The 18,497-nt window shown below is 63.5% G+C and carries 14 protein-coding genes, 26 tRNA genes and 1 pseudogene; 3 read left to right on the forward strand and 38 right to left on the reverse strand.

Features of this window, described 5'->3' with window-relative positions; genetic code table 11:
- Nucleotides 1-34: 34 nt before the first annotated feature.
- From JOF57_RS09085 to JOF57_RS09245, 33 genes are all read right to left on the reverse strand, one after another.
- The gene (locus JOF57_RS09085; protein WP_083339320.1) at nucleotides 35-1,432 is read right to left on the reverse strand and encodes a cytochrome P450; all 1,398 of its coding nucleotides are present in this window, start codon (nucleotides 1,430-1,432) and stop codon (nucleotides 35-37) included.
- Nucleotides 1,432-2,637 carry a DUF6545 domain-containing protein gene (locus tag JOF57_RS09090; RefSeq protein WP_019348413.1) on the reverse strand — a complete coding sequence of 402 codons (1,206 nt, stop codon included), beginning with the start codon at nucleotides 2,635-2,637 and terminating at the stop codon, nucleotides 1,432-1,434. The genes JOF57_RS09085 and JOF57_RS09090 overlap by 1 nt, the downstream gene beginning before the upstream one ends.
- Nucleotides 2,634-3,038 (reverse strand): hypothetical protein, encoded by a 405-nt coding sequence (locus JOF57_RS09095; protein ID WP_019348414.1) that lies wholly within the window; start codon nucleotides 3,036-3,038, stop codon nucleotides 2,634-2,636. Before JOF57_RS09095 ends, JOF57_RS09090 begins: the two co-directional genes overlap by 4 nt.
- 125 nt (nucleotides 3,039-3,163) lie before the next feature.
- Nucleotides 3,164-3,544: a helix-turn-helix domain-containing protein gene (locus tag JOF57_RS09100; protein ID WP_110549555.1), complete on the reverse strand. Its 381-nt coding sequence runs from the start codon at nucleotides 3,542-3,544 to the stop codon at nucleotides 3,164-3,166.
- Nucleotides 3,545-3,856: 312 nt separating this feature from the next.
- A tRNA-His gene (locus JOF57_RS09105) sits at nucleotides 3,857-3,933 on the reverse strand.
- A 258-nt stretch (nucleotides 3,934-4,191) separates the two neighbouring features.
- A tRNA-Met gene (locus tag JOF57_RS09110) sits at nucleotides 4,192-4,264 on the reverse strand.
- Nucleotides 4,265-4,401: 137 nt separating this feature from the next.
- Nucleotides 4,402-4,475: transfer RNA gene (locus JOF57_RS09115), tRNA-Met, on the reverse strand.
- Between the two features lie 165 nt (nucleotides 4,476-4,640).
- A complete protein-coding gene (locus JOF57_RS09120; protein ID WP_019348416.1) occupies nucleotides 4,641-5,255 on the reverse strand; it encodes a hypothetical protein in 615 nt (204 codons plus the stop codon).
- A gap of 32 nt (nucleotides 5,256-5,287) precedes the next feature.
- Nucleotides 5,288-5,360, reverse strand: a tRNA-Arg gene (locus JOF57_RS09125).
- Nucleotides 5,361-5,531: 171 nt separating this feature from the next.
- A tRNA-Glu gene (locus JOF57_RS09130) sits at nucleotides 5,532-5,605 on the reverse strand.
- 66 nt (nucleotides 5,606-5,671) lie between these two features.
- A tRNA-Trp gene (locus tag JOF57_RS09135) sits at nucleotides 5,672-5,744 on the reverse strand.
- Nucleotides 5,745-5,872: 128 nt separating this feature from the next.
- Nucleotides 5,873-5,953: transfer RNA gene (locus tag JOF57_RS09140), tRNA-Asp, on the reverse strand.
- Between the two features lie 4 nt (nucleotides 5,954-5,957).
- Nucleotides 5,958-6,030, reverse strand: a tRNA-Arg gene (locus JOF57_RS09145).
- Nucleotides 6,031-6,041: 11 nt separating this feature from the next.
- Nucleotides 6,042-6,115 (reverse strand) — tRNA-Pro (locus tag JOF57_RS09150).
- A gap of 29 nt (nucleotides 6,116-6,144) precedes the next feature.
- Nucleotides 6,145-6,229 (reverse strand) — tRNA-Tyr (locus tag JOF57_RS09155).
- A 4-nt stretch (nucleotides 6,230-6,233) separates the two neighbouring features.
- Nucleotides 6,234-6,305 (reverse strand) — tRNA-Val (locus tag JOF57_RS09160).
- A 22-nt stretch (nucleotides 6,306-6,327) separates the two neighbouring features.
- Nucleotides 6,328-6,404 (reverse strand) — tRNA-Asp (locus JOF57_RS09165).
- A gap of 20 nt (nucleotides 6,405-6,424) precedes the next feature.
- Nucleotides 6,425-6,501 (reverse strand) — tRNA-Ile (locus tag JOF57_RS09170).
- 30 nt (nucleotides 6,502-6,531) lie between these two features.
- Nucleotides 6,532-6,603 (reverse strand) — tRNA-Arg (locus tag JOF57_RS09175).
- A gap of 41 nt (nucleotides 6,604-6,644) precedes the next feature.
- Nucleotides 6,645-6,717, reverse strand: a tRNA-Phe gene (locus tag JOF57_RS09180).
- Between the two features lie 136 nt (nucleotides 6,718-6,853).
- Nucleotides 6,854-6,927: transfer RNA gene (locus JOF57_RS09185), tRNA-Glu, on the reverse strand.
- A 63-nt stretch (nucleotides 6,928-6,990) separates the two neighbouring features.
- Complete coding sequence (locus JOF57_RS09190; RefSeq protein WP_019348417.1) at nucleotides 6,991-7,455, reverse strand: HNH endonuclease; 465 nt, start codon at nucleotides 7,453-7,455, stop codon at nucleotides 6,991-6,993.
- A gap of 57 nt (nucleotides 7,456-7,512) precedes the next feature.
- Nucleotides 7,513-7,585 (reverse strand) — tRNA-Ala (locus JOF57_RS09195).
- 11 nt (nucleotides 7,586-7,596) lie between these two features.
- A tRNA-Asn gene (locus JOF57_RS09200) sits at nucleotides 7,597-7,669 on the reverse strand.
- Nucleotides 7,670-7,685: 16 nt separating this feature from the next.
- Nucleotides 7,686-7,759 (reverse strand) — tRNA-Leu (locus JOF57_RS09205).
- Nucleotide 7,760: 1 nt separating this feature from the next.
- Nucleotides 7,761-7,836: transfer RNA gene (locus tag JOF57_RS09210), tRNA-Gly, on the reverse strand.
- A gap of 138 nt (nucleotides 7,837-7,974) precedes the next feature.
- A tRNA-Thr gene (locus JOF57_RS09215) sits at nucleotides 7,975-8,050 on the reverse strand.
- Nucleotides 8,051-8,408: 358 nt separating this feature from the next.
- A tRNA-Thr gene (locus tag JOF57_RS09220) sits at nucleotides 8,409-8,485 on the reverse strand.
- Nucleotides 8,486-8,650: 165 nt separating this feature from the next.
- A complete protein-coding gene (locus tag JOF57_RS09225) occupies nucleotides 8,651-8,884 on the reverse strand; it encodes a hypothetical protein (RefSeq protein WP_019348419.1) in 234 nt (77 codons plus the stop codon).
- A 108-nt stretch (nucleotides 8,885-8,992) separates the two neighbouring features.
- Nucleotides 8,993-9,068 (reverse strand) — tRNA-Gln (locus JOF57_RS09230).
- Between the two features lie 103 nt (nucleotides 9,069-9,171).
- A tRNA-Leu gene (locus JOF57_RS09235) sits at nucleotides 9,172-9,255 on the reverse strand.
- Between the two features lie 104 nt (nucleotides 9,256-9,359).
- Nucleotides 9,360-9,432: transfer RNA gene (locus tag JOF57_RS09240), tRNA-Gly, on the reverse strand.
- 34 nt (nucleotides 9,433-9,466) lie between these two features.
- A tRNA-Lys gene (locus JOF57_RS09245) sits at nucleotides 9,467-9,542 on the reverse strand.
- Nucleotides 9,543-10,359: 817 nt separating this feature from the next.
- On the opposite strand from JOF57_RS09245, the gene JOF57_RS09250 reads away from it, so the two are divergent.
- Nucleotides 10,360-10,611, forward strand: coding sequence for a hypothetical protein (locus JOF57_RS09250; protein ID WP_070945712.1), 252 nt, complete (start codon nucleotides 10,360-10,362; stop codon nucleotides 10,609-10,611).
- A gap of 64 nt (nucleotides 10,612-10,675) precedes the next feature.
- On the forward strand, nucleotides 10,676-11,005 hold the full coding sequence (locus JOF57_RS09255) for a hypothetical protein (RefSeq protein WP_019348421.1): 330 nt from the start codon (nucleotides 10,676-10,678) through the stop codon (nucleotides 11,003-11,005).
- A 593-nt stretch (nucleotides 11,006-11,598) separates the two neighbouring features.
- Here the strand turns inward: JOF57_RS09255 and JOF57_RS31330 are convergent.
- From JOF57_RS31330 to JOF57_RS09275, 4 genes are all read right to left on the reverse strand, one after another.
- Entirely contained in the window at nucleotides 11,599-13,191 is a 1,593-nt protein-coding gene (locus JOF57_RS31330; RefSeq protein WP_209915967.1) for an ATP-binding domain-containing protein, read from the reverse strand.
- A gap of 446 nt (nucleotides 13,192-13,637) precedes the next feature.
- Nucleotides 13,638-14,333 carry a hypothetical protein gene (locus JOF57_RS09265; RefSeq protein WP_209915969.1) on the reverse strand — a complete coding sequence of 232 codons (696 nt, stop codon included), beginning with the start codon at nucleotides 14,331-14,333 and terminating at the stop codon, nucleotides 13,638-13,640.
- Between the two features lie 200 nt (nucleotides 14,334-14,533).
- Nucleotides 14,534-14,710, reverse strand: a complete 177-nt coding sequence (locus tag JOF57_RS09270) for a hypothetical protein (RefSeq protein ID WP_019348427.1) — start codon at nucleotides 14,708-14,710, stop codon at nucleotides 14,534-14,536.
- 152 nt (nucleotides 14,711-14,862) lie between these two features.
- Nucleotides 14,863-15,366, reverse strand: coding sequence for a helix-turn-helix domain-containing protein (locus JOF57_RS09275; RefSeq protein ID WP_307869987.1), 504 nt, complete (start codon nucleotides 15,364-15,366; stop codon nucleotides 14,863-14,865).
- Nucleotides 15,367-15,730: 364 nt separating this feature from the next.
- On the opposite strand from JOF57_RS09275, the pseudogene JOF57_RS09280 reads away from it, so the two are divergent.
- A pseudogene (locus JOF57_RS09280) lies at nucleotides 15,731-16,294 on the forward strand (peptidoglycan endopeptidase).
- Nucleotides 16,295-17,852: 1,558 nt separating this feature from the next.
- Here JOF57_RS09280 and JOF57_RS09285 read toward each other — a convergent pair.
- The gene (locus JOF57_RS09285; RefSeq protein ID WP_209915973.1) at nucleotides 17,853-18,182 is read right to left on the reverse strand and encodes a helix-turn-helix domain-containing protein; all 330 of its coding nucleotides are present in this window, start codon (nucleotides 18,180-18,182) and stop codon (nucleotides 17,853-17,855) included.
- Between the last annotated feature and the right edge of the window lie 315 nt (nucleotides 18,183-18,497).

Consider the following 18,497-nt stretch of genomic DNA (forward strand, 5'->3'; position numbering starts at 1 on the left):
CATGCCCGCCATCCGCGGCTATCGCCGGTTCTGCTCAGCGGCGGCGGTGCATCTTCAGTCGAAGTCCATCAGGCTTTAGGGTCATCATTTCGCTGATCTCCAGCCGGTAGTCGGGGTCAGGCTCCAGGTCGAACTGGTGCAGGACCGCGGCCAGGGTCAGCATCATCTCGTGTAGTGCGAATTGACGCCCGATGCATGCGCGTGGACCTGTCCCGAACGGTTTGTAGATGCGGGGCCCGAGCTGGCGTATCTCTTCAGGCAGGAATCTGTCCGGACGGAATTGGTCGGCGTCCTCGCCCCAGGCCGCTGGATCGCGGTGCGCTGCCAGGAGTACGACGAAAACCCAGTCGCCGGTCTGGAAGTGGAACTCGCCGTCACCGATCGTTGTGTTGTGGCGGGCCTGGCGGAAGTAACCGGGGGCGACCGGCCACAGGCGCAGCGTTTCGTCGACGACTCGGCGCAGATAGCGCAGACGAGCGATCTCGTCGAAGTCGAATTCGGGCAGGTCGCCGCGTGGCCAGCGGTTGTCGATCTCGGCGCGGGCTGCCGCGGCGATTTCTGGGTTGGTCGCCAAGTAGTGCAGGGCGAAAGCGATCGCGTTGGCAGAGGTTTCACTGCCGGCCACCATCAAGGTCAGGATCTGGTTGGCGATGTTCGCGTCGTCGAGTTTGTCGCCCGAGTCAGGGTCTGCGGTATTGAGCAGTGCGTCGAGCATGCCGGCACCGGAGCAGATCCCGCTGCGGCGGCGGTCGTCGACGATGGCTGCCACCTGCTCACGCAGCCATACCTTGTCGTGCTGGTGCTGCTCACGGCGCCGCCGGCCGAACAGCTTCTCGTAGAACGGGATCGCGTCAGTGCGCCGGTTGGCGTAGGTGAGTTCGCGGATGACGGCGGCGATGAACGGATCGGCGCTGTCGGAGCCGATTTTGTTGAAGCTGTGCCCGATGCCGGCGCGGCCGATCAGCTCGGCGGTGAGCCGGTTGGTAACCGCCGGGATCTCAATCCAGCTACCCGCACGGTCGTTCCAGACATCGATGAGTTCGCCGACAGTGGCCGCCATGTCGCGGTGGTAGGACTGCATGGCGGATTTGGTGAACGCTGGCATCAGGATGTTGTGGGCCTTGGCCCAGTTCGGTTCGTGGCTGTGTGCGGTGAATAGTCCGTCGCCGGCCGCGGCGCGCAACTTGACCATCGAATAGCCGACCTGCTTTTCCCAGTGCTGTTCGTCGTTGATCTCGTTGACCAGGTCGGTGCGCGAAACGATGATGCCGCTGACGTTGAACACCTTTTGCTCAATGATGCCGCCATGCTTGACCAGTTCGCGGGCCAGGCCTTGGCAGACCTTGTTGCGGTCGAGAGTGAGCAGGTCACCGACGATCGGTAACCGCCAGCGCGTGTGCGGGAAACCGTTGTGCGAGTTGGCGTAGGCCATTACGGGGCCACCTCCATTGGGCGGACGGAGCCGGTGAACGTTCGGGCCGCTGGCCACCAGCTGGCCAACCGGAGTAGGTCAGCAGCCTCTTCCCGCAGACTGGTGGAGCGGTATGTGGTGATTTCAGTTTGGTCGTTATCAGCGATGGGGGCGCCGGCCAGCTTGGCTTCGGCGGCTCGCGCCAAGCTCAGCGCGCGTAGCGCTTCGGGGTGCCGGCGCGGGGAGACTGCATGCTGTTTGAGGAACTGCGCGGCGTCGTCGCTATCAATCGGCCGTTCCCAGGGGCGAAGCTGCAGCATGGCGTCGCGCAGCTGCACGACGCTCTGGTGGACATCCAGGGGCTTCTTGCGCCGATAGGACGACGGTTCGTACAGCTGGAATGCGATCCCGGGGACGATACGTGTCATATCGGTCAACATCGGTTGCAGCTGGCGCCAGGTGCGGCTCATGGAGTCCAGCCCAGAGCGCGTGTGGACGGCCATCAGGCAGGGGACTGCGGCCAGTGCGTTGGCGCACACCGAGATGGTGAAGAAGATGACCGAATGCACGGCCAATCGGTAGTCGACGCTGTGCAGCCAGCCCAGTTCCTCCAGCAGTGCCAGTACCGCGGCGCCGGGATTGGATACTGCGATCAGCAACCCGATCACGATGCCACCGATGGGCACGAGGCGTTCTTTAAAGGCGGCGTCACGGCGGATGGTTTCCTTGATGCACATCCACATCAGGGGAGCGGTCAGTGCGACGATCGGGATCTCGTAAAACGACCAGGCGATGACCGCCGGCCAACCACCGTGTACCTCCAGGTGCTCATCGGCGTTGCGTGCTGGAGTGGCGGCGACCAGGAACACCACGCAGCAGACCACTGCGGTGATTCGGTGGATACGGTGTCGGCGGATTGCTTCGTCCTTGGGCAGGTCTCCGCGCCAGACGGTTGTGAAACCACGAAATTCAGCGCCGACGAAGATCATGAGAGCCAGAGAGATCTGTTGCATCGTCGTCAGATCCCAGCCCAGGGCCTGGTTGAGGTGCGTTTCAATGGTGCGGTCGCGCAGCAGGTTGGAGGCGAGTGCGAAGCCGAGGGTGTAGTTGAGGTACTTGTCGTACTGCGTGCTGTTGGTGCTGTAGAACGCGAACCTGGTGAGGGTCACCGCTGTCATAAAGAACAGCAGCGGCCACGCCACCGCGTCGGGGAGTCCTGTGATCATCTGCGCTGGAAGAACACACGGCGAATGATCGAACGCTCATGCGCCTGCTCCTCGGTGGCGATCATCAACAGCGAGGCGAACGTCTCGGCCTCGCGTTCCTGATCGTCGCCGTAGTCCTTACGACCCAGCACAGCATGCACTGTTTCGGGATCGATGTAGGGGAGAAGATGACGCCACGCAGATTCGATCGTCTCGTCGCGGTTTTCGCGCGGGCTGCCGCTGCGGTGTCCCAGGAGCATGTGCCCGATTTCGTGGCAGACGATCTGATCGATGTGGTAGTCCGAGGTGCCTCGCTCGTGCACGATCACATCCTCGTCATCGCGGGCCACCCACAGCCCGCACGGACTATCGATCAGCGAGGCAGTGTCGGTTGGGATCAACGTGATCGGCCGACCGCGCATGTCGGCAACCCCCTGCACGAAAACATCCCGATCCCATGGTGAGGGGATCGGGAGCGTTCGCGCTAGGTCAAGCATGTCTTGGTTGGACAGTGTCATTGAGAACCCCCCGCTACAGGTCCGCCTGGTCAGGACTCGCCGTCGACACGGTCGACAGGGGGCAGTTGCTCGACGCGTCGTGCCTGGTCAACCATTATTCGAATACTCTCAAGCGACTGTGGCGTTAGTCCAGACGCACGTGCGGCGATGTCACGCACTCCGGCATCTCGGAGAGTTTGTAGCAAACGTAGCTGGGCGTCAATGTTTGGGTCCGTTCCATTGTCAATCAGGTAGGACGCGGGGACGCCGAAGTATGTAGCAATCGCACGAAGGTGAGCGATCGTGGGATTGGTTTTCATCCCTGACCTAAGCTGCCACAGGTAGGCGGAGCTGATCGATACGCCGGTCTTTGCGGTGATGGCCTCCGCGGCGGCAGCGTTGGAGAGCGGCGATTCGGTCGGTTTCCGCATGATCTCGAACAGCCGGTTGATCTTCGCTGCCAGTTCGGAGTCTTCTGCTTGGTCAGCCACGATTCACTCCATTGCGTATTTGTGAGTTTTCGGTTAACGGTGCGTCTGTGTGCTCACGTTACTGCAGTGGTGGCTCGATTGGTACTTTCAGATCCACATCGGTGTCTATCTTCAGAGCCAACACCCAGCTTCGTATCGCAAGAAACACGATTGAGATGCGAAGACGCGCCTTGGACCGTCGCGGCATCGGATGGGCGGCATGTTTGGCCGTCCGCACGGCCCGCGGGGCCGTTCCCGTCTGAGGGAGACGTCTGGGGCGATGCGTGGGATTCGAACCCGACTACCTCCTGGACCACAACCAGGTGCTCTGCCGATTGAGCTACCACCGCCATGACAGGCCGACATACAGATCAGCCCGGCCGACGTCGCCGAACCGCCCGTCCACGGCCACAGAGGCGGAGCCATCCGCACCTGGCATCTCAACTGGGTAGGCAGTTCCAGCGCGGTATTCAACCGTGTCGGTGCGCGGAGGGCGGGAGGATCGAAACTCCCAAGAGCTTGCGCTTCGGCTGTTTTCAAGACAGTTCCCGTCGCCATCCGTCGGGTTGGCCCTCCAGGGTGCGCCGGCCTGTCTGGTCAGCGCGTCGTGGCTCCGGCGGGACTTGAACCCGCGACCACCGCATTATGAGTGCGGAGCTCTGCCAGCTGAGTTACGGAGCGTCAGGCACGGCGATGCTCCGTGCTGCTCGGCCTTGAACTCGATGGTTTTCGAGTCTCACCGGGTTTGCCGCGCCTGCTACCTTCCCTCCCCATGGAGATCGGACGAGGGAATCGAACCCCGGACAGCGCGAACGTCGTTGCGGAGGCGGGATTCGAACCCGCGACCTCCGGGTTATGAGCCCGGCGGGCTACCTACCTGCCCTACTCCGCGTTGGCTGATACGGGCGGCGACACTGGTATCGGATCGCTCGCATGGACGCCCGCCGCGGTAAATCGCGTTCGACCGTGCAGCGTGGTCCCGGCTGGGTCCGAACGAGCGACCTTTCCATGCCGTGGAAGCGTGTTGCCAACTGCGCCGACGGCCCGCGTCTTCTCTCTAGTGCGAAGCTTCGGCGAGGCGAGGCTCCGGAATGCCCAACAGGGTCCGCAGGGCTTCGGCGTTTCCGTGAGCGTCATCGAGCGGATGGTGGGTGTGCCGGGTACGCCGCATCCCCTTCCACGATGATTGATCGTTCCACTTGCCGCGGGAGCCGGCGTAGAAGTCACCGATGCGCCGCGACGAGTGACCGAACAGCACTCGCCGGAGCTGTTCATCGGTGAAGCAGTTCAGCCACATCGCATCGAAGCTGTTGTTGTCGCTGACCAACGTGCGCCGTGCGAGACCAAAGCCGTCGATCCAGCGGTGCAGCGCCCCGGCCACTTCGCTGGCCTCGCGGGCGTGAGTGGCATCTGCGGTGTCTTGGCCGTCGGTGCTCCAATAGGCGTCAATGATCGGTCGTCCCGCGGCGTCGAGTTCCACGACCGGCAGGGCCGGGGTGTCAGGGTGCGGATGAGCGCGGTACACGTGCCCATAGAACGACGCCCCGGTGACGACGTGGACCACGGCGAACTCGGTCATCAGACCTGACATCGGAGTCTTGTCAGTCGCTTCGACGTCCACGATGAACAGGTCTCCGACGCCGGCCGGCAGCAGGTGAGGATTACGCGTCATGGTTATTCCCCCTCGTCATGCTCGAAAACCGGTGCCCCTAGACGGATTCGAACCGCCGGCCGCCGCGTTAGGACCGCGCCGCTCTGTCCGCTGAGCTACAGGGGCATATGTACGAGATCCGGTGCAGGTCACCTCTCGTCCGGGGATAGGTGCGGCGTCGTGGAGGTGCCTTCGCCAGGTGATAGCAGGGGTGGCGTTGACACAGGATCTCGCGGATTAAGCATCTACGCGGCGTGCGGAATGTTCCACTGAAATGCCACGACACGCCGAAAGCAGTAGCGCCGACGGGAATCGAACCCGCGCATCCCCGAGGTGAAAGCCCGAGTGCCTAGCCATCACAGCACGGCGCCATGGACGAGACCGCGATCGTCGCCACGACCTCTGGATCCGACCATCGTTCGGTGATCGGAGATCTGCACGCCCGGCAGGACTCGAACCTGCGTTGTCCGGTTTTGGAGACCGGCGTCATAGCCGCTAGACCACGGACGCATAGGGGAGATATCCCCGTAAAGCGGAAGACGGAGGCGCTGATCCCCATCGCCGAAGCGACCAACGGTGTTCGAAGCCGTGCGCGCCCGGGCGCGTTCATCTTCCAGATCTCGGCCGAAGATACGACCTGGTGCCCCCAGCAGGATTCGAACCTGCGACTCCAGCAAGGTAGATAACCGTAGCTCTGGACCAGACTGAGCTATGGAGGCGAAGTACCCACGCCGAGAATCGAACTCGGCACCTCCTGCTTCGGAAGCAGGCGCTCTAGCCGCCGAGCTACGCGGGCTGAAAATCTTGTCGGGGTACCCGGATTCGAACCGAGGACCTTTCGCTCCCAAAGCGAACGCGCTACCAAGCTGCGCCACACCCCGTTTCGCATCGTTGAGGCCGACGCGGGCCTTGGTGCCGGCAGAGGGATTCGAACCCCCTCACCCGAGAGACCTGATTTACAGTCAGGCGCGCCTCGCCAACTGCGCCGTGCCGGCGTAGTGGTCCCGGAAGGGTTCGAACCCCCGACATCCGCGTTGTAGGCGCGGCGCTCTCCCGCTGAGCTACGAGACCTAAACGGTGCCCATTGCACCGCTGGCGCCAGTGACGGGGCTTGAACCCGCGACCTCCGCCTTGACAGGGCGGCGAGCTAACCAGCTGCTCTACACCGGCATGCGCGGCGATCCGCCGCGTGGTCGACCTGCGAGGAGTTGAACCTCGGACCTCATCGTTATCAGCGATGCGCTCTAACCGTCTGAGCTACAGATCGTTTCGGGGAGTTGACGGTCCCGGTCCGTTGCACCGCGAGAGGGATTTGAACCCCCGGCCCCTGCTTCGTAGGCAGATGCTCTTTCCACTGAGCTACCGCGGCTCGGCGTCGGTGGCAGGAGTCGAACCTGAACACCGACAAAGTGGTCCCGACCGGAGTCGAACCGGCGTCTCCGGGGCTTCAACCTGGCGCTTGAACCGTGTCAGCTTCGGGACCATTTCAGGTGCGTGCCCGCAGCTGCAGGTGCGCATCGACCGCCCCCATCACTGCGCGGGTAATGCCATGGCGCGCATCGAGCGCGGAAATCAACAGTCTGCCTGACGTGACGGCCGGCTGACCGGCGACGGCTAGGTAGTCCGTACGGGGATCGAACCCGTGATCTCCACCTTGAGAGGGTGGCGAGATAACCAACTACTCCAACGGACCATGTCGGGTCGGCGGCTGTGTCCCACACCGCGTCGACCGGCATGGTGCGGAACACAGCCGCCGTCACAGGTGGCCGGGACGAAACGGTTCGCGCACCAGGCGCATTCCCGCCTCGGCTGGCGTGCGATTGGCCTTGGCGCCGTTGCACGCCTCGCAGCTGGCCACCAGGTTGTGCCAGGTGTTTCCGCCTCCGCGACTGCGCGGCAACAGGTGATCAATCGTCGTAGCGCTCCCGCCGCAGCCGACGAACTGACACCGGTTCGCGTCGCGCGTCAAGATCTCGGCGCGGCTGGCGTGATCGGCTTCGCGACGGTACGGAACCGGGGCGTAGCGCACCAGCAGCAGCGACTTGGGCAGCTCGATTGCGGCGGTGGGGGAGCGCAGCACCTGTGGCGGGTCGTGCGCCTCCAGCGCGTAGGCGACCTCGCGCATCAGCATCGACACTGCAGCCTGCCAGCCAACCCGGTCGAGCAGGCTGTAGTCGGCGTTGAACACCTCGACGGCAGGTGCGGGGGCCGTCATCGTCATGGCGCCGCACCTCCTTTCAGTGTCGTGGCGGGCCAGGTGGCGCGGATGCGCCAGAAGTGGAGACTGGGAGATTCGAACTCCCGACATCCTGCTTGCAAAGCAGGCGCTCTACCAGCTGAGCTAAGCCCCCGAAGTGGTGCGCTGGCCCGGAAGGGGTCGAACCTTCAACTACGCGATTAACAGTCGCGTGCTCTGCCAATTGAGCTACGGGCCAAGGTATTTCCTCTGTGTACCCCTCCCCGGATTCGAACCGGGAACCTTCGGAACCTAAATCCGACGCCTCTACCAGTTGGGCTAGAGGGGCATGGTGCGGATGGCGGGGATCGAACCCGCGGCCTTCTCGTTGGCAACGAAACGCGCTACCGGCTGCGCCACATCCACTTAGAGCCCACGGCTTTCGACCAGCTACAGCTGGCTTGCCCAGTTCGGCTACTGCCGCCATGCGCCCCCGCATGGCAGAGGGGACCTGGTCTGACGGCTCCGCGCTCCGCTGCGCGAGCGGATAGTCACCGACAACCGTGGAGCCTTCACCGGGGGTCGAACCCGGGGCCTCGCCCATACCAAGGGCGCGCTCGTGCCACTGAGCTATGAAGGCGAAGCGGGCGAGCAGCGTACTTGAGCGTGTCCGCCAGATCATCTGCGTGGTCTCGGCTAGCGACAAGGGTGAGTAGCGCATTCACGCAGCGGAGCCTAGCGTCGTGATGCATGCGGATATCCCCACACACAGCCCTACTTGAACAACAGCGCTGTCTGCTGTTGGCCGGCGTTGGCCGGTGCAACGCCGATGAGTTGCACCAGTTCAGGATCCGAGTCGACCGGTTCGCTGAAGCGCCGACTCCAGACACGCCCATGGCCAGCCGTGAGCGCCTCCGCTACGGCCTCGCGACAATGGAGGACATGCTTGCGGCGATCGAGCGGCACTTTGAGCCGCTGCATTCGTCACAATCGGGTTGAGCCCCGGGCCGGATTCGAACCGGCGACGGTCGCTGCTTACAAGGCAGCCGCTCTGGCCGGACTGAGCTACCGGGGCGGGTTGTCCGCCTCGCGGCGGTTGCGAATGCGTTCATGCTGCTCGTCTCTCGGGAGGGGACCACCGTTCATACCGGGCGGAGTCATGCCAATCGAGGGAGTGGGAGCGCTGCTCGCGGCCGTACTAGCGGCAACCATTGGGCGTGGAGTCCTTTGCGTGCACGTCCTACGCCGGCGAGCTGTCGCACCGCTGCCCAGCCGGCCAGAAGTCAGCGACCGGAATGATCAGCGTGGTGCCGCCCGTGCCGATGTTCTCGCGGCGGAACCAATAGCAGCGCTTGCCCTCAACCTGCGGTCCGTACCCGAGCGCGACACGTGCTCCCAGATAGTTCCACTTTTCTCGCACGCCCACGTCGCCGAGACTGATCGGTGTGAGGTGCAGTTTCGGGTTCATCGACATGGGTGGATGTCCTCACTCCTGGAAACGATCAATATCCCTAAAATAGAGAATAGATGCCGCCGCCTACCAAGTGAGCAGCCCAGATGCGACACGCCGACGAGACGAGAGTGGCTGCCCCGCCTGGATTCGAACCAAGGCTGAACTGATCCAGAATCAGTCATGCTGCCGTTTAGATCACGGGGCATAGTGTGGTTACGGTCCGCCGACCTGCTGCCTCGCCAGGGTTCGAACCTGAACCAGGCGAACCAAAATCGCCAGTGCTGCCAGTTACACCACGAGGCAATCGGTAGCCCCCGCGGGAGTCGAACCCGCACGCCCGAATGGGCACGGGGTCTTGAATCCGGTGCGTCTTCCAGTTCCGCCAGAGGGCCTGGCCGTTGAGGGGAGCCGAGCGGGTGCTGCAGCGTCCTGGTCATGCGACGACGCAGCATCCGGGTCGAGGTGAGCCCGCGCATCTCGCGCATCTCGCGCATCGAGCGGACGACGGGCATCGAACCCGCGACATCCACCTTGGAAGGGTGGCGCTCTGCCAGCTGAGCTACATCCGCAGTGTCCCAGGCGGCGCCGGGGACTGGTCGCGTGTGGTGCGCCGCGAAGGGATCGAACCTTCGGCCCGCTGATTAAGAGTCAGCTGCTCTACCGACTGAGCTAGCGGCGCGAATCTGCAAGCGCGGACCGGCATTCAAGACCCGGTCCGCGCTTGCAGAAGACCGTACAGTCCACGCGATCGTGGTCCTGTACGGCCGCTGGGCGCATGGCGGCGCCCAGCCACTGCCCCGGGTTCACCGGTACGGGGGCGAAACGCGATCGTCTGGCTGACCGGTCACGTGCCCTCGAAAGAGCCCGGACGCCGAGGCGGCGCGTTCGCCTGTCCCGGTGAGGGGCAGTGCATCACACACTGTGGAGTTCTCAAGTTGCTGTGCATCACGGGGGTGTCCCGGGTGGTGCGGACCGAAGCCGTGATCGCTGGGAGCGATTCCGTATCCAGTGACCAGAATGGTGCTACTAGAAAAGCGAGTTGTCCAGCCCATTTTCGACTGAAATAGTTTGTGGGACTGCGGATTTGGGTGTAATTAGCTACAGAGACGTCAAGCGACGTTTCTGTCAGGGAAAACAGCCAGGCTGAGGGATTTATAAGATTGTTCTTCGGGCCCAAGCTTCCGGCCGGCGCACACGCCCACTGACGGGGCGGAAGGGTGACGCAGTGATGGCCGGAAGCACCTGGACTGGCTGAAGCTACGGGACTCGTCCACCGACCAGAGGCCGACAATGCTGGTGATGTTGGTGTCCGCGCATGACAACGAAGCCGAGGATGCAGCGTGCATCCCGGTCGTTGTGCGATAGTCGCGGCCCCACACGGTCATGTATCAAAAGGTAACACCCGCTACCGACATCAACCAGCGAATACGCACGGGGGCGACGCGCGTCCGCGCCGCTGGGAAGTTCGGGCAACCGCAGCTGTGACGCTGCAGCACATGATGGAACGAAACACTGAACTGTCAGGAACTGACCGCACCGCCGACGGTGTCCTGATCACCGAGGGCCTTCGGGTATGGACTAACGATCTGGAGCGAGGCCACATATCACTGGCCGAAGCCGGCTACGAGACCAACCAGAACACCGGCGACAAAACGCTGTGGTTCCATGTGATTCGACGACCCGGCGACCGGGGCGTGCTGCAGTCCAGCGACCGGGTCGCTACGCGCTTCCAAGGTAAGTCGGCCTGAAAGGCAGTGCATCCGATCGCGCCGCGTGACGGACGTCCCAGACTCGTTGGCGAGGATCTGCGCCATGAGCAACGACTGGCCCATCCCTGAGGACCTGAGCGCTGACGGCCGCAAAGCCGCCGAGACGATCCGAGACTTCTTCACCGAGAAAAACATCACCAATCACGGTGGGGGAGGCAAGTTCTACTCGCCGCAGCAGTGGCTGGATCGCGGCGAGTTGTACGGACTGAGCTCACTGCTGATCATCACCCACGACGGTGGTGATCATGCCGGTGCATTCAATCTCGACTACGAGCAGTACGAGCTCCATGACCAGCTGCAGACGCGGTTGCGGCCGCTCGGTGTGTTCGTCGAAGGCTGCACCGGCTGGTACAGCGCGATCCACCCCATCTGACAGATTCCTTGAAAGGGCAGACCTCATAGGCAGACTCACGACAGTCACCAACGTTGGAGCGGGAAGCCCGTGCTGTCGCCACCCGAATCTTGTTTGTGAAAGGGCGGGGGAGCGTCGGAGGTCTCCCGGGTCCGCCCCAGTGTCCTACCAGTCAGGCGCAGACGAGGACGTCGCCGTTGGCGAAGGCCTCGATCTCCGCGAGATCGGCGTCAGGCACGAGCGAATCGTTTTCGTTCGCGGTTATCTTTTCGGCTCCGACGCTCGCAGTGGTCGAGAGCCATTCACTGGCACGCTGTTCAGTTGTCTCTTCTGGCTGTCGAAACCTGTCAGCCCCGAGTGTCGCTAGTTTAGAGATGGGGCTCTGCCTGCGCAAGAGTTGGCGCTGCAACACGCCGAAGGAGGGGCCGTCCGGGGAATCTGGGCCGCGCTGCGTCTCCTGCCCCATTTTGGCCGGCGGCGTCCCGGAGCATGCTCGCTCCCACCGCTGAGGTGGTGCGCAGCTGGCGGTCCCGGTCACGGGTTCTCGAGCCCGCGGGCAGAATGGCCGCGGTGACCCGGCCCGAGACCGTGTTCGTCAGTGTGTCGCGGTAGGTCTACGCTGCTGGACGCCCGTAGGCGCCGTTCTTAGGTTCCGGCGGGGCCCACAGAACCTGATGTCGCGCCCGGGTCAGGGCCACGTACAGCAGACGCAGCTGCTCGTCATCGTCGTCATCGATCGGAACGTCGCCCATATCGACCAAGACACGATCCCAGGTTCCGCCTTTGGCTTTATGCACGGTGGAGACGGTGACGTCGGCGCCTGAAGGGTCCCCCACCAGAGCCTGAGCCAGTGTTTTGATCGCGGATACCCCGTACTTGAGAACTGCCAGCACCTGGTCTCGCAGCTCCTCGTTTTCGGGGTCCTCTTCATAGAGCCAGTCGTTCCAAAGCGCAAGGTCGGTGAACCCCTGCAACACAGTGTCTTTCGCCTCTTCGGCTCTGCCGTCTTCGACGAGTTCAACATCCCGGGCCAGTCGCTCCAACGCGACGATGTCGATCGTTGAGTGCACGCGGCGGCCGGCCGCGAGCTGAAGCATGATGTGTTCGATCACGCGGGCGTTGGTGCGGCACACCACTGCGGTGACGGCGTGGGTATCGCTGTCGCTGTATTGGTGGTGCACCTGCCCACCCTCCGGCCCAATCCCGACGAGGCGGATTCCAGTTCGGGCAGGGTCAAGCAGGTCGAGAACCTTGTTGGCCTCCGCGGCGATGGCGGGGCCGAAGCGGCGGCACTCTGTGAGCGGCAAGGCCCGGACTCCGGGCCGCATCACGAAGTCCTGCATGGCGTCGACGCTTCCAGTGAACGTGTAGATCTGTTGGTTCTCGTCGCCTACCAGGGCCAGCTGTACCCGGCCCTGCTGGGCCATGACGACTTGAGCTAGTACGGGGTTTGCGTCTTGGGCTTCGTCGTAGAGCAGCACGTCGCCGGGGCTGCCGATGATCGGCGCACTCAACGCCCACGCTTTCAAAAAGTGCTGGTGGCTCGTTCCCAGCGGGCTGTCGGGATCCGACAGTTCGTCCCACATGCCTCGTGCGCATGTGATCAGCTCCCGGCGCACGATCGGCCGCATCTCTTTGGGCATCCCTGCCAGTGACGGCACATGCATCCAGTCAATCTCGGGTTCTGCGGACTGACAGAACTTCTCCACCGTCTTGCGCGTCAGTGTCAGAAACCGACGTTGCAACGAGAATCTCGGATCCCGGGACGGCACGATAACCCCCACGCACTTTCCGGTGCCGGGCTCCAGCTTCAATACGGCGTCAAGACACCGTGCGGCGCGGGGGACACCGAGCAGGCGCATCTCCTCGGCCATGCGAAGAGAGTGCTTATTGAGCCGCTCCACCCAGTGCCGCAGCGCCGGGGTCGCCCGGCAGGTGCGGTTGGCCAGTGAGTGCGCGGTGGAGGCACGTGCGTTGGTGAGCCCGTACTCGGAGAATGTGGCCTGCACCTCGTCCGCGTTGCGTCGATTGAACGTGATGTACCAGGCTGTGGCACCGGGCCGATGATCCCGCTGAGCCTGTGCGATCAAGGCCAGGGTGCTCGACTTTCCGGTTCCCGCCAGTGCTTGTACGGCGAGGTCTTCACCACGGAGATACGCATCGATCACGGCCTGCTGCTCGGCGGAGGGGACGAACGGAACGGGCACAACGACTCTCCTTGCTCAACGAAATCTCTAAAAAAGAGAGTATCTAGGAGTTCGTGCACTGCAACCGAATCAGTGCGCCACGCCGAGGCGTATGACCGCCCCAACAAGGATTACGTCACGCCGTGAGGCTGAGTTCAACCTCAGCGCAGTCGACGCAGACACCGAGACCTGCATGCGGGCAGAGGCTGAAATGGATACCGCATCGCGAACACAGCCGCCGTACGCTGTGCTCGGCGTCAGAGATCCCGTATGAATCGCGGTGGTTACCGGCTCGGGCCTCCGACGGCCGGCGTGGTGGGCCGGGCGGGTCGAGTGCGAGAAGCTCCAGGAAAAGCCGATCATCGTCAGTCACCGGCCGATACGGAGCGTGGACCGGGAGCATGTCTTCGGTGACGTCGAAAATGCTGATGGCCTTCACTGCGCCGCCGGACCCCCAGATGACATCCTCATCGCCCTCCTTCGAAAAGGACCACTCGCCAGGCGTGCGCACGTCCCGCGGCGGCTTCGAAGTCGCCGACAGATGGTCCGTGTGTGTTCGATAACTCCCGTGAGTACCGCCGCAGCGCCTCGTCATGGGAGGGGAGGCCGATACTTGACCGCAGCACGGATAAGTATGCGTCGACGAAGACACGCAACGTGTCGGGGATGTCGCCGGGGACCGTGTCGATCCACCGGGAGAGCGGCGCTGATGCCTGAAGCTCAGCGGCGTACCCGATCACGGCGAGGAAGTTGCCGATGCAGGCGTGGATCTCGTCCTTCGCCACCGCTTCGTATGTCGGGTGGTCATGTTCGAGTGCGCGAGCCGCGTCTGCTCCACCCTGGTCGAAGGCGGCGTGCCACTGCTCCTGGGCGATTCTCGCGGTGCGTCGTTCCTCCAGCGCGGCTGCGAATTCGAAGAGTCGGTAACTGCCGGCTCGCGCACGCAGGCGAGTAAAGCCGGCGGCCGGGTCTGAATCGTCGACGATGTCCGGCAACAGAACTACGTAACGGTTGAACTCGGCGATCAGCCAGGCGAATGCGTCGGCCCGCAGGCTCTGGCCTCGCGTTCTTGCTGCAGTCTCGTGGCATCCCAACCACTCTGTGTCCGGGTGCCCATCGCCGCCGAATCCGATGTTGGTGTCCGGGGAGACCTCCGCGCTCACCGAATCCTCCTCCTTCACACACCGCTGTCTCGCTCTCGTCCGAAAAGAGAGCGGGCCCCTGTCGCTAAAGTGGAGAATAGGATCGACGGTGGGAATCACCTCAAAGCAACTGCGCGCCACGCCGGGGGAGCGGTCGGGGGGGACGTGCGGCTGTGATGTGTCGACGCACCCCGGCCGCGTGTGGCGAGTGCGGGACAAGGTCAAGACTCGGCGTTGGCGGCGTTCCAGCCCCGGCTGAAAGCTGCCAGCAGGTGCGTCTTCTCACCGACTGCGGCGTCGGCGACCTCGGCCATGATGGTGGGATCCAGAGCCGCGGCTGCCGGGCGACCGGCGGCGAAAGCGTTACGGCCCAGCTGCTCAGCTTGTCGATCGTCCACGGGCTCTTCCCCTTTCCCTGTGCACAATTCGCGCACACTGCCGACTTTGATCCATCCGCGGTGCGGATGTTCCGCAGACTTGCGGCTGGCGCAGTGAAACCGCGTGTGAGGCGCGATTGCGTCGGCGAAAGGCGTGCCGGGTGAGTAACGAATTAGCGATCGCGGGAAGGGGCGCGCCTCGTGGTCTTCTTGGCTACAGCTTTGCGCGGGGCCTTGGCGGGCGTGGATTTCTTCGCAGTCACGGCTGCCTTTTTAGCGGGGGCTTTAGCGACTTTGACTGGCGCAGACTTCTTCACGGCGGGGGCCGCGACTTTCTTGGTAGGAGCTTTCTTCGCACTTCGAGGAGAGGTGTTGGCCGGAACCGATTCCGGAGCCAGTCTGCGTGCGCGCCGGACACGGGCCATCGCCCGTTCATCGCCGGAGATCGCCTGCATCATGATGTGCGAGGGGATGTCGTAGGCCCGGGATAGGGCGTCAAGTTCTGGAACACGGCATGGCCGGTCGCCGATCTCGATCCGAGAGAGGACTGCGCGATTGACGTTGGATGCCTCCGCGCCGGCATCGAGATCCATCCCCACTGCTGCGCGTGCCTGACGCAGCACCGCTCCCACTGCCTCGTCGGTCAGGTCGTAGGTGCGCTGGGGGTGAATAGGCACAGTGCGTCCTTCCGCTTTAACCGAGGCGCGTTCACGTCTCTAACGTGGAGATTATGGCAAAACCACCCGTGGCGGCTACCGTAACAGCGCAGGGACGTGACATGTTGGCGAAAACAGGCGTTTCCGGCAGCGCTGAGTCTTGGAGCATGCCCCCTCGGAGAGATCGAGCGGGCCACATGGCGCGCAACACGCTCGCTGCGGGCGATGCGCGAGCGGTGGTGTGAACGCATCGTTTGCGGAACCTAGCAGCACGACACTGGAGATGAACCCACCCAGTCGAAGTTCTCTGCCTGCGTGATAGCTAAGTTTTTGCTGACACGCGCCACATGCGCCGTGTCATGTCCGCATCGGAGACAGTGCGGGCATGACACCAGACGCGATCGCAGCGATCCTGGTCCTTCTGTCCAAGGTCCAGGGAACTCCGTACATCCCCGGGGGCAACAGCGCCGCGGGAACCGACTGTTCTGGGTTGGCGTCCTGGGTAGCCAACACCGCGGTGGGACGCGACCCATTCTCGGGGCGATTCAGCACCGCCGACGAGGCATCCGAACTGGCTTCCCGCGGGTTCGTCCAAGGCACAGCACCCAATGCCCTGGTAATTGGGTGGAACGCGTCGCACACCGCGGTGACGTTGCCCGACGGTACAGCGGTGTCCTCCGGTGAAGGTGGCGGGGTGAAGTTCGGCGGCCCAGGTGCCTACCAGCGCCAGTTCACCCACTACATGCATCTGCCGGTTGTTGCGGATACGCCACCCGAAACGCCCGCGCCACCTCGGGCATAGGCCCGAGTACACGGCTGCGGTCGACGTACCGGTTCTAGATGCCCCCCGCGGACGCTCCGGCACCAGACCTCGATCCCCGCCGACGTGTCTGGCCCCGAGATGGTTCCAGCTGAAGCCCCGCCTTCCGGTGCGAGTGCGCCCCCCTGAATGCAATAAGTCGACCCGGCTGAGTGCAGCGGGTTACACCGTCGCTGCTGATCGGTTTTGCGGCCGGCTCCGATCGCTGCGATTCTCCGGACCATGGCGGGCCATGAGAGTTCGACCTCCCCGCCCGGTGTCGCGCCGTGCTACGCGAGTGGAGCCCAAATCGAGACCCAGGATGCGTCCGGGTTCACCGTCGAGCGGCACCGGCCGGCGACACGCACTGTCGCTGCCGATGTGCCTCGGGGTCCCCCCGCCACTGCGGCGGCGATGCCCCGCGTAGGGGCGTCCGATGCGCTCCCAACTTGTGTCGTGTCACGAATGCCGCGCCCATCTGTTCGAACAGGTTTTCGACAGACCGGTTCCCGTCTCCGGGTCCCGTATTCCGGCTGAATTTGTCGGATGTAAATTGTCCCGGCCGCGCTGAACCTCCCCGTACTTCGATGTAAATTACCCGTTTGACCTGCGGTAACTGTCAGAGGTCTGGTTACTTCACCGCTCAGCTGGGCAAACATGCAGCTGTCGTGGGAATGGGGGGTGCCTCCGACAGCGGATATTCTCTGTTTCAGAGAGAATGCAGGTAAAGATACGTATCTAGAACAACTAACTAATTAGCTTTCATCTATAGACCCTGTTGCCTTCCGTTACGCCGAGCTGTCCGAGGCACCCCCCATTCCCACGACAGCTACGCATTGGTGCAGGTGAACCGAAAAGTCACCGATTTACTGACAGTTACCGCAGGTCAAATGGGTAATTTACGGTGAAACTCGGGGAGGTCTAGCTAGCGGCGAATCATGTCGGCCGGCTGAACCGGAAACGAATGCGCGCAAGCGCCAGGGATGAATCGGACCGGAAGGCGAGTTCCAGGATTCCGAGCAGGGCTCGATGGGAGCTCCACTGGCTCCAGTAGTTGGAGGCGATCCGAGCGCCCCTTCCGGCGCCGCGGGGAGGACTGCACGGTCGGCTCGGTCAGTTGGTCTCGACGTCGGCGTAGCGGCCATCGACAAGCGGTGGTGCGCCGTGTTCTGAGAGGTGTGTCCGCCACATGGGCGCAACGGCCAGTCCGAGCAGGTGGGGAAAGTGGGACCAGCGCTGCGAGGCTGAGATGCTCACCGGGGCGACGACGCGCCGATATCGGAAGCGCAGCAGCGACAAGTCCTCACGTATCTCGCCGCTGAGAGCGGCGTGCAGGGAGCGCCCGAGAACTGCGGCGGCTGCGAATGGCGCCGGCCGTGATCATCGCCAGTTGCCGCCTCACTGAGGTCGACGCGCCCGTCGACGCGGTGCCGGATGAAGTTCCGGGTGTCGGCTTCGGGGCTCGGTGTGAGAATTTCGGCAGCCTCGTTGATGTGGTGCGCGACCGGCGGTGTGGCCCACCAAAGGGATTCGGCGCTGAGGGTGGGCGGCTGGTGTCACCGTGGGTCGCCGTAATTCTCAGTGCCGGTTTCTGCCCATCGTGCGGCAACGTGATTCGAGCGGGTTAGTAGCAGCCGTCAGCGCATAGCGCGGCATGGTGTTCGCCGGCGTCCCGGAATGCGACGTTGCTTTCGATGCTGGGGTCGCATCAAACAATTGCACTGTTCTTGGCTTTGCGGCGCCGGCCGTCAGAAGCCTGTGTGATGGTGCGCTGGCGGGCTTGCTCCAGCAGCTTGTCCACCGGGATGGGCAAGGCCGCGGCAATGGTGGACAGCTCGGTGGCGCGGCAGGGGCGCTGACCGAGCTCGATACGTGAGAGCACCCTTACGTCGATGCCGGTGTCACGGGAGAGCTGGTTCTGGCTGATTCCACGGTTCTGACGTTCGATACGAATGATTGCCCCGATCCGCGCGTCGGTCAACCGAGGCCGCTTCTGGGCGCGGATGCACTGCGCGGGGCGCGTGCCTGAGGTGGTCATCGTCGAGTGTCTCCGTCGTGTCGTGGGTAGTCTCTAAAGTAGAGAACTTTAGTTTTGATCGTATGTGACGGGAACAGGCGCTGCAAGGCGCGGGTGGCCTGTGCATGTTGTCCCAGCTGTGGAGGGAACCCGCCGGGAATGGTGGGGGATACAGCGTTTTCGGTCACCCTACGAGGTCCGATACGCACATCACTACATGCAGCGCCACGCCCATCACGCACACGGCGGGTGCGCTAACCCGCGCCCCACCCGCGCCGTGGCGGATCAATCGACCACGCTCAGCCCCCGAACGCGCCGCTAGCAACAGGCCCGGCG

It is taken from the genome of Mycolicibacterium lutetiense (assembly GCF_017876775.1).
GTDB lineage: Bacteria > Actinomycetota > Actinomycetes > Mycobacteriales > Mycobacteriaceae > Mycobacterium > Mycobacterium lutetiense.

Bases quoted from the DNA above. Each gene is read 5' to 3' on its own strand.
- JOF57_RS09085 (WP_083339320.1), bottom strand. From the start codon at position 1,432: ATGGCCTACGCCAACTCGCACAACGGTTTCCCGCACACGCGCTGGCGG.
- JOF57_RS09090 (WP_019348413.1), bottom strand. From the start codon at position 2,637: ATGATCACAGGACTCCCCGACGCGGTGGCGTGGCCGCTGCTGTTCTTT.
- JOF57_RS09095 (WP_019348414.1), bottom strand. From the start codon at position 3,038: ATGCGCGGTCGGCCGATCACGTTGATCCCAACCGACACTGCCTCGCTG.
- JOF57_RS09100 (WP_110549555.1), bottom strand. From the start codon at position 3,544: ATGCGGAAACCGACCGAATCGCCGCTCTCCAACGCTGCCGCCGCGGAG.
- JOF57_RS09120 (WP_019348416.1), bottom strand. From the start codon at position 5,255: ATGACGCGTAATCCTCACCTGCTGCCGGCCGGCGTCGGAGACCTGTTC.
- JOF57_RS09190 (WP_019348417.1), bottom strand. From the start codon at position 7,455: ATGACGATGACGGCCCCCGCACCTGCCGTCGAGGTGTTCAACGCCGAC.
- JOF57_RS09225 (WP_019348419.1), bottom strand. From the start codon at position 8,884: ATGTCGATGAACCCGAAACTGCACCTCACACCGATCAGTCTCGGCGAC.
- JOF57_RS09250 (WP_070945712.1), top strand. From the start codon at position 10,360: ATGATGGAACGAAACACTGAACTGTCAGGAACTGACCGCACCGCCGAC.
- JOF57_RS09255 (WP_019348421.1), top strand. From the start codon at position 10,676: ATGAGCAACGACTGGCCCATCCCTGAGGACCTGAGCGCTGACGGCCGC.
- JOF57_RS09285 (WP_209915973.1), bottom strand. From the start codon at position 18,182: ATGACCACCTCAGGCACGCGCCCCGCGCAGTGCATCCGCGCCCAGAAG.